This window comes from Mycolicibacter sinensis, from assembly GCF_001667375.1.
GTDB classification, from domain to species: Bacteria; Actinomycetota; Actinomycetes; order Mycobacteriales; family Mycobacteriaceae; genus Mycobacterium; species Mycobacterium sinense_A.
In genome coordinates this window covers 1-8,049 of sequence record NZ_LZIN01000077.1, presented here as the reverse complement: position 1 = coordinate 8,049, position 8,049 = coordinate 1, and the positions used below count along the sequence as shown (strand labels likewise).

The following is an 8,049-nucleotide window of genomic DNA, read 5'->3' as shown; positions in this document are numbered from 1 at the left end:
GTCGTGGGGGGGGGGGGGGGGGGGGGGGGGGGGGGGGGGGGGGGGGGGGGGGGGGGGGGGGGCGCCCCCCGCCCCCCCGGGGGGGGGGGGGGGGCCCCCTCTTCACTGTCGGGGGGAACGTCAGCCCAGGATCAGCGACTCGCCATCCACGCCGACATTGACCGGCACGACGTCGCCGTCGTGCACCTCCCCGGCCAGCAGCAACTTGGCCAGCTGGTCTCCGATGGCCTGCTGGATCAGCCGGCGCAGCGGACGCGCCCCGTAGACCGGGTCGAACCCGCGGTGCGCCAGCCACTTCTTGGCCTCCAGGGAGACCTCCAGTTGCAGCCGGCGCTGCGCCAGCCGCTTGGCCAGCTGCTGTAGCTGGATGTCGACGATCTGTACCAGCTCCTCGGGGTTGAGGCCCTCGAAGATCAGCACGTCGTCGAGCCGGTTGATGAACTCGGGCTTGAACGCGGCCCGCACCGCGGCCATCACCTGCTCGTCGGTGCCCCCCGACCCCAGGTTGGAGGTCAGGATCAGGATGGTGTTTCGGAAGTCGACGGTGCGGCCCTGGCCGTCGGTGAGCCGGCCCTCGTCGAGCACCTGCAGCAACACGTCGAACACATCCGGGTGCGCCTTCTCCACCTCGTCGAACAGCACCACCGTGTAGGGCCGGCGGCGCACCGCCTCGGTCAGCTGACCGCCCTGGTCGTAGCCGATGTAGCCGGGGGGCGCCCCGACCAGCCGCGCCACCGAGTGCTTCTCGCCGTACTCGCTCATGTCGATGCGCACCATCGCCCGTTCGTCGTCGAACAGGAAGTCCGCCAGCGCCTTGGCCAGTTCGGTCTTGCCCACGCCGGTGGGGCCGAGGAACAGGAACGATCCGGTCGGCCGGTTGGGGTCGGCGACCCCGGCCCGGCTGCGCCGCACCGCGTCGGAGACCGCCTGCACCGGCTTGCGCTGCCCGACGACGCGCTTGGCGAGCTCGTCTTCCATCCGCAGCAGCTTGGCTGTCTCGCCCTCCAAGAGCCGCCCGGCCGGAATGCCGGTCCAGGCGCTCACCACGTCGGCGATGTCGTCGGGCCCGACCTCTTCCTTGAGCATCAGGTCTTGTTGAGCCTGCGCGTTCGGCAATGCCGCCTCGAGCTTCTTCTCCACCTCGGGGATGCGCCCGTAGCGCAGCTCGGCGGCCTTGGCCAGGTCGCCGTCGCGTTCGGCCCGGTCGGACTCACCGCGCAGCGTTTCCAGCTGCTCCTTGAGTTCACGCACGATGTCGATGGCGTTCTTCTCGTTGTGCCACCGGGTGGTCAGCTCCGCCAGCTTCTCCTTGTGGTCGGCCAACTCGGCGCGCAGCTTTTCCAGGCGATCCTTCGACGCCGCGTCTTCTTCTTTGCTCAGCGCCATCTCTTCGATCTCCAGCCGGCGCACCAGCCGTTCGACCTCGTCGATCTCGACGGGCCGGGAGTCGATCTCCATCCGCAGCCGGCTGGCGGCCTCGTCCACTAGGTCGATGGCCTTATCCGGCAGGAACCGCGCGGTGATGTAGCGGTCGGATAGCGTGGCCGCGGCGACCAGCGCGGAGTCGGTGATCCGCACCCCGTGGTGTACCTCGTAGCGCTCCTTGAGGCCGCGCAGGATGCCGATGGTGTCCTCGGCCGACGGCTCGCCGACGTAAACCTGTTGGAAGCGGCGTTCTAGCGCGGCGTCCTTCTCGATGTACTTGCGGTACTCCTCCAGCGTGGTCGCGCCGACCAGCCGCAGCTCGCCGCGGGCCAGCATCGGCTTGATCATGTTGCCGGCGTCCATCGCACCTTCGCCGGTGGCACCGGCGCCGACGATGGTGTGCATCTCGTCGATGAAGGTGATGATCTGCCCGGCGGCGTTCTTGATCTCGTCGAGGACGGCCTTGAGGCGCTCCTCGAACTCACCGCGGTATTTGGCGCCGGCCACCATCGAGCCCAAATCCAGCGAGACGACGGTCTTGTCGCGCAGGCTTTCCGGGACGTCGCCGGCGACGATGCGCTGGGCCAGGCCCTCCACGATCGCGGTCTTGCCGACGCCGGGCTCACCGATGAGCACCGGGTTGTTCTTGGTGCGCCGGCTCAGCACTTGCACCACCCGGCGGATCTCGGTGTCACGCCCGATCACCGGGTCGAGCTTGCCCTCGCGGGCGCGGGCGGTCAGGTCGGTGGAGTACTTCTCCAGCGCCTGGTAGCTGGCCTCCGGGTCGGGGTTGGTGACCCGGGCGCTGCCGCGCACCTTGACGAAGGCTTCCCGCAGCGTCTGCGGCGAAGCGCCGTGGCCGGTGAGCAGCTTGGCGACATCGGAGTCGCCGGTGGCCAACCCGACCATCAGATGCTCGGTGGAGACGTACTCGTCGTCCATCTCGGTGGCCAGCTGCTGAGCGACCGTGATCGCCGCCAGCGACTCGCGGGACAGCTGCGGTTGCGCGCTGGCGCCACTGGCCTGCGGCAGCCGGTCCAGCAGGTGCTGGTTCTCAGCGCGGATCGTCGCCGGGACCACACCGACCGCCTCCAGCAGTGGCGCGGCGATCCCGTCGTTCTGAGTCAGTAAGGCCTGCAGCAGGTGTGCGGGCCGGATTTCGGGGTTGCCGGCGGCGGTGGCCGCCTGCAATGCCGCGGTCAAAGCCGCCTGCGTCTTGGTGGTCGGGTTGAACGAGTCCACGACAACTCCATTCGGGGTCAGAGGGGGCCTGAGGGGGCCCGATAAAAATGCTTGTCGGCTTGTTCAACGCCGTCAAGGTTGAGTCTGTTCCGCTCAACCCTATCTTTCTTCGGCCGATCGTGCGGTTTCATACCCAACACGCCGTCGCAGGCGTATCAAACGGCACAGTCACGCGAGTCGCCGCTGCTCCCCGGCCGCGTCCAGAGGTAGAGGCCGAGCCACACCCCGTAGCCGAGCGCCATCCCGGCGTACATGATGACCGGTTCGGTCTGGCCGTGCACGCTGAGGTAGAGCACGACGCCGGCCGCCAGTGCCGGCAGCGCCGCCGCGCGACGCCGCATACCGAGCGCTGCGGCGACGAGCACGATCGACACGAGCAGCAGAACCGGACTGATCCGATGCAGCACGTCGAGCATTTCCGGCAACCAGCCCCCGGCCTCCCTGGCGCCGTGCGCGGCGTGTCCCATCCCAGCCGCAGCCGACGCTCCGACGCCGAGTGCCACCAGGATCGCCGGCAGACAGCAGCCCAGCGTGCAGACCAACGCCGCGATCACTCCGGTGACGCCAAACCGACGCCCCAACCTATCCGCCTTGCGCACGCCGCCGAACCTATACCCCGTACGGGTATCTAGCAAGGTCAGTGGTGAGGTATCGCGCCCGGCCGGTCGGCTACCGTGCTGCCATGACGTCCGGCTTGGGTTCGGTGTGGACCGCGTTGATTCCGCTCGCACTGGTGGTGGCGCTCTCCCCGATCACCGTCATCCCGGCGGTGCTGGTGCTGCACACCTCGCGCCCGCGGGAGACCGGGCTGGCATTTCTCCTCGGCTGGCTGACGGGTCTGGCCGCACTCACCGCGGCCTTCGTGGCCGCATCCGGACTGCTGGGCGGCTTGCGTACCACACCGCCGGCGTGGGCCGCGTGGCTGCGGATTGTGGTCGGGGTGGCGCTGATCGCATTCGGCATCTACCGCTGGACCGCCCGACACGGACACGGCGAGATGCCCGGCTGGATGCGCTCATTCACCGCGATGACCCCGCTGCGCGCCGGCCTGATGGCCGCAGTACTGGCGGTGGTCCGGCCCGAGGTCCTGTTCATGGGCGCGGCGGCGGGGCTGGCCATCGGCAGCGCCGGGCTAGCCGGCGCGGGCGCCTGGCAGGCGGCCGCGTTCTTCGTCGCCATCGCCGCATCCACGGTGGTCTTCCCGATCCTGGGCTACCTTGCGGCCAGCCACCGCCTCGATCCGGCGCTGGAGCGGCTCAAGGACTGGATGGAACAACAGCACGCCGCGCTGCTCGCCGTCATCCTCGTCCTCATCGGTGCCATGGTGACCTACAACGGGATTCACGCGCTGTAGCCGGTATCGCCGCCGGCCAGCATAAAATCGCGGCCGTGGGCCTAGACGACCGTGACGCACTGCAGGTGCTGCGCGGCGCGTTCGCCGCCCCGGACGCCAACGACAGCACCGACGGCTTTGTGGCCCGCTTGTTCTCCCGCTGGTTCGGCACCGACCCGTCGGCCCGCGATCTGTTCCCGGCCGACCTTTCCGGTATCCGCACGGCGTTCACCCAGGCTTTGAGCTGGGTGTACGGCGAGCTGGTGGCACAGCGCGCGCAGGAGCCGATCTCGTTCATCGCACAGCTCGGCCGAGATCACCGTAAATACGGTGTGACGCAACACCATTACGACACCATGGGACGCGTGCTCTACACCGCCCTTCGCGACGAGCTGGCCGAGGACTGGACCCCCGCGGTCGAGGACGCCGCCCGCGAGTCGCTGAATCTGATCATCGGGGTGATGGGCGGCGCCGCCGACGCCGAAGAGGGCCCGGCCTGGTGGGACGGCAGCGTCGTCGAGCACCTGCGGGTCTCGCGGGACCTGGCCGTCGTCCGGATCCAGCTCGACCACCCGCTGCCCTACTACCCGGGCCAGTACGTCAAAGTCGAGGTGCCGCAGTGCCCGCGCTCGTGGCGTTACCTCTCGCCTGCCATGCCCGCCGACGAGACCGGCGCCATCGAGTTCCACGTCCGCGGGGTGCCGGGCGGGCTGGTCAGCACCGCGATCGTCAACGAAACCCGGCCCGGCGACCGCTGGCGCCTGTCCAGTCCGCACGGCGGCCTGCACGTCGACCGCGACGCCGGTGACGTGCTGATGGTGGCCGGCAGCACCGGCCTGGCGCCGCTGCGGGCGATCATCATGGACCTGACCCGGTGGGGAGTGAACCCGCGCGTGCACCTGTTCTTCGGGGGCCGATACCCCTGCGAGCTCTACGACCTGCCCACCCTGTGGCAGATTGCGGCGCACAACCCGTGGCTGTCGGTGACCCCGGTGTCGGAGTACGCCCGCGACCCGAGCTGGGCCGCCGACTACCCCGACGTAACGCCGCCGCGGGGCCTGCACGTGCGGCAAACCGGGCAGCTGCCGGATGTGGTCACGCGCTATGGCAACTGGAGCGACCGGCAGATCCTGGTCTGCGGCGGGCCCGAGATGACCCGTGCCACCGCGGCCGCTCTGATCACTAAAGGTGCTCCTGCGCAATGTATTCAACACGACCCACTGTCGGAGTGAGCATGAGCGAATTCGAACCCTGCACATTGGTTGATCCGTCGTCGGATCTGACGGCGACGTTCGTCCCGAGCGCCGGCATGATCGGCACCTCGCTGTCCGACGGCGGTGTGGAGTTGCTCGGTCAGCGCAAAGGCCTGCAGGCCTACGTCTCCGACCACAAGACCATGGGCATCCCACTGCTGTATCCGTGGGCGAATCGGTTGAGCGGCAAGGACTACCGCGTCGGCGATACCGAGGTCACACTGACACCCGGAACCGGCGGGGTACACACCGACGAGCACGGCGCCCCGATCCACGGCACCCTGGCCGGGGACCCCGGTTGGCGGATGACCGAGCAGTCGGCATCGACGGTGACCGCTGAACTCGACTTCGGCTCACGGCCGGAGTTGTTGGCGTCCTTCCCGTTCCCGCACCTGCTGAGCCTTGAGGTCACACTTAGCAACCGCACGCTGACGGTGCGCACCACGGTCACCGCCACCACCGGCGCGGGAGTGCCGCTGTGCTTCGGTTTCCACCCCTATCTGCAGCTGCCCGGAGTCCCGAGAGATCAATGGCGCATCGAGACGCCGCCGATGCGCGCTCGGCTCGTCGACGCCCACGGCATCCCCACCGGTGAGACGTCGGAATTGCCGAAGACATCGGAGGTCTTGGGCGAGCAGGTGTTTGACGATGGTTTCGACGAAGTGCCGGCCGGAGCGGCGTTCGCGGTCAGCGGCGGTGGGCGACGCGTCGAGGTGCACTTCGACCACGGGTATCCGGCGGCGCAGATTTTCGCCCCGGCCACCGAGGAGGTCATCTGCTTCGAACCGATGGCCGCACCCACCGACGCATTGCGCCGCGGGGGCTACCGGATGGCCCGCCCGGGCGAACCCGGCGTGGCCCAGTTCTCCATCCGGGTCCGCTGAAGTCCAGCGAGCAGTCCCCCGCAAGCGGGAGGTGCCCCCAGCGAAAACCCCCATCTGGCACCCAAATAAGGGGCTTTCATGTCTGCTCGCGCAGGAAGAAAGCTATTACTTACGCGGCCGCCAGACCACCACGGCGGTGCTCTTGGGCACCACCGCGATCTCGCGACGCTGGTTGGAGCGCAACATCTCCAGCTCGGCCGACATCTCCTTGACCCGCGACTGCAGCGCCTCGACCTGGTTGGTCAGCTCGATGATCCGCTTGATGCCGGCGAGGTTGACGCCCTCGTCGTGGGAAAGCCGCTGAACCTCGCGCAGCATGTCGACGTCCCGCTCGGAGTAGCGCCGTCCGCCGCCGGAGCTGCGGCGCGGGCTGACCAGACCGATCCGGTCATAGGTTCGCAACGTCTGCGCGTGCATACCGGCCAGCTCGGCGGCCACCGAGATCAGGAAGGTGCGCGAACTCTCCGACGATTTACTCATGACCGGTTGCCCGCCCATCCGGCGCGCGGGTCGAACCCGGCGGCCCGCTCCGCTGCCGCATACGCCTCGAGTGCCTCCTGCGCTTGACCCTCCAGGTTCGGCGGCACCGCGACCTTCACTTTGACCAGCAGGTCGCCGTTGCCGCCGCCGCGCTTGGGTACCCCGCGTCCGCGCACCCGCAGGATCCGCCCGTCGGCGGTTCCCTTGGGCACTCGCACACCGACCTTGCCCTCCAGCGTCGGTACCGAAAGCGTTGTGCCCAAAGCGAGTTCGGAGAAACTGACCGGGATGGTGACGGTCAGGTCGTCGCCGTCACGGCCGAAGACCTTGTCCGGACGCACCCGGACCGTCACATACAGGTCGCCCGACGGCGCCCCCCGCAATCCCGCCTCGCCTTGGCCGGCCAGCCGAATCCGTTGACCGTCTTCGACTCCCGGCGGAATCCGCACGTTGATGGTGCGTGTGCGGGCCGCCCGCCCGGTTCCCCGGCACTCCGAGCACGGATGCTCGATGATCGAACCGCTGCCACGGCAGTCGGTGCACGGCTCGGAGAACCCGAAGGCGCCCTGGTTGCTGCTGATCACCCCGGATCCGTTGCAGGCGACGCAGACTTTCGGGCTGGTGCCCGGCCTGGCGCCACTGCCATGGCAGTTGGTGCACGGCGCGGCGCTGGTCAGCCGCAAGGGCATCTCCACGCCCTTGGTGGCCTCCAGGAAACTCAGCTCGGAGTCGGTCTCGAGGTCATTTCCGCGCCGGGGCCGGCTGGGCCGCTGCTGCGCGCCGCGGCCGAACAGGCCTCCGAAAAGGTCACCGATGTTCGCACCGCCGGTCTGCCCGGCCGCACCGAACAGGTCGTTGAGGTTGAACTCGCTGCCGTCGCCGCCGGTGGAGAACCGATCGAAGTTGCCGCCGCCGAAACCGCCGCCGCCGTTGAAGCGCCGCCCGAAACCGCCACCGGCAAACAGCCGGCGGGTCTCGTCGTATTCCTTGCGCTTGGCCTCATCGGACAACACGCTGTAGGCCTCGGACACCGCCTTGAAACGCTCCGCGGCAGCCGGGTTGTTCGGGTTCTTGTCCGGATGCAGTTCGGAGGCCAGCTTGCGGTAGGCGCTCTTGATCTCTTTCTCGCTGGCGTCGGAGGAGACGCCCAACTCCTTGTAGAAGTCCTTTTCGACCCATTCACGCTGAGCCATGATGCGTCACCTCCTTACCTGATCAATTCTCGTCAGCAGTGTCACCGTCGACGACGGCGTCGTCGGTCTCGTCGTCCGGGACGGTGTCCACCACGCCGACCATCGCGTGGCGCAGCACCTGCTCACCGAGTTTGTAGCCCTGCCGCATGACGGTGCCGATCACCGAATGGGTTCCATCACCTTCATGCTGCACGGCCTCGTGCAAGATCGGGTCGAATTCTTCGCCTTCGGCACCGAAC

8 protein-coding genes are annotated in these 8,049 nt (G+C 68.6%); 3 read left to right on the top strand and 5 right to left on the bottom strand.

Features of this window, described 5'->3' with window-relative positions; translation table 11 throughout:
• Positions 1 to 120 precede the first annotated feature (120 nt).
• Both clpB and A5771_RS16460 read right to left on the bottom strand, forming a co-directional pair.
• A complete protein-coding gene (gene clpB / locus A5771_RS16465; RefSeq protein WP_064856263.1) occupies positions 121 to 2,667 on the bottom strand; it encodes an ATP-dependent chaperone ClpB in 2,547 nt (848 codons plus the stop codon).
• Positions 2,668 to 2,822: 155 nt separating this feature from the next.
• On the bottom strand, positions 2,823 to 3,248 hold the full coding sequence (locus A5771_RS16460; protein ID WP_234783083.1) for a hypothetical protein: 426 nt from the start codon (positions 3,246 to 3,248) through the stop codon (positions 2,823 to 2,825).
• 101 nt (positions 3,249 to 3,349) lie between these two features.
• Here A5771_RS16460 and A5771_RS16455 point away from each other — a divergent pair, with 101 nt between their 5' ends.
• The 3 genes from A5771_RS16455 to A5771_RS16445 are packed head-to-tail and all read left to right on the top strand — an operon-like array spanning position 3,350 to position 6,137.
• Positions 3,350 to 4,021, top strand: coding sequence for a GAP family protein (locus A5771_RS16455; RefSeq protein ID WP_064856262.1), 672 nt, complete (start codon positions 3,350 to 3,352; stop codon positions 4,019 to 4,021).
• A 35-nt stretch (positions 4,022 to 4,056) separates the two neighbouring features.
• The gene (locus tag A5771_RS16450; RefSeq protein WP_064856261.1) at positions 4,057 to 5,232 is read left to right on the top strand and encodes an FAD-binding oxidoreductase; all 1,176 of its coding nucleotides are present in this window, start codon (positions 4,057 to 4,059) and stop codon (positions 5,230 to 5,232) included.
• 2 nt (positions 5,233 to 5,234) lie between these two features.
• On the top strand, positions 5,235 to 6,137 hold the full coding sequence (locus A5771_RS16445) for an aldose 1-epimerase (RefSeq protein ID WP_064856260.1): 903 nt from the start codon (positions 5,235 to 5,237) through the stop codon (positions 6,135 to 6,137).
• A 105-nt stretch (positions 6,138 to 6,242) separates the two neighbouring features.
• On the opposite strand, the gene A5771_RS16440 is transcribed toward A5771_RS16445, so the two are convergent.
• The 3 genes from A5771_RS16440 to grpE form a co-directional block, all read right to left on the bottom strand.
• Positions 6,243 to 6,617, bottom strand: coding sequence for a heat shock protein transcriptional repressor HspR (locus tag A5771_RS16440; RefSeq protein ID WP_064856264.1), 375 nt, complete (start codon positions 6,615 to 6,617; stop codon positions 6,243 to 6,245).
• On the bottom strand, positions 6,614 to 7,810 hold the full coding sequence (dnaJ, locus tag A5771_RS16435; protein WP_064856259.1) for a molecular chaperone DnaJ: 1,197 nt from the start codon (positions 7,808 to 7,810) through the stop codon (positions 6,614 to 6,616). The genes A5771_RS16440 and dnaJ overlap by 4 nt, the downstream gene beginning before the upstream one ends.
• A gap of 22 nt (positions 7,811 to 7,832) precedes the next feature.
• On the bottom strand, positions 7,833 to 8,049 hold a 217-nt coding region (grpE, locus tag A5771_RS16430; protein WP_082947279.1), incomplete at its 5' end, for a nucleotide exchange factor GrpE.

Coding starts and splice junctions, on each gene's coding strand:
- A5771_RS16445 (WP_064856260.1), top strand. CDS start 5,235: ATGAGCGAATTCGAACCCTGCACATTGGTTGATCCGTCGTCGGATCTG.
- A5771_RS16440 (WP_064856264.1), bottom strand. CDS start 6,617: ATGAGTAAATCGTCGGAGAGTTCGCGCACCTTCCTGATCTCGGTGGCC.
- A5771_RS16455 (WP_064856262.1), top strand. CDS start 3,350: ATGACGTCCGGCTTGGGTTCGGTGTGGACCGCGTTGATTCCGCTCGCA.
- dnaJ (WP_064856259.1), bottom strand. CDS start 7,810: ATGGCTCAGCGTGAATGGGTCGAAAAGGACTTCTACAAGGAGTTGGGC.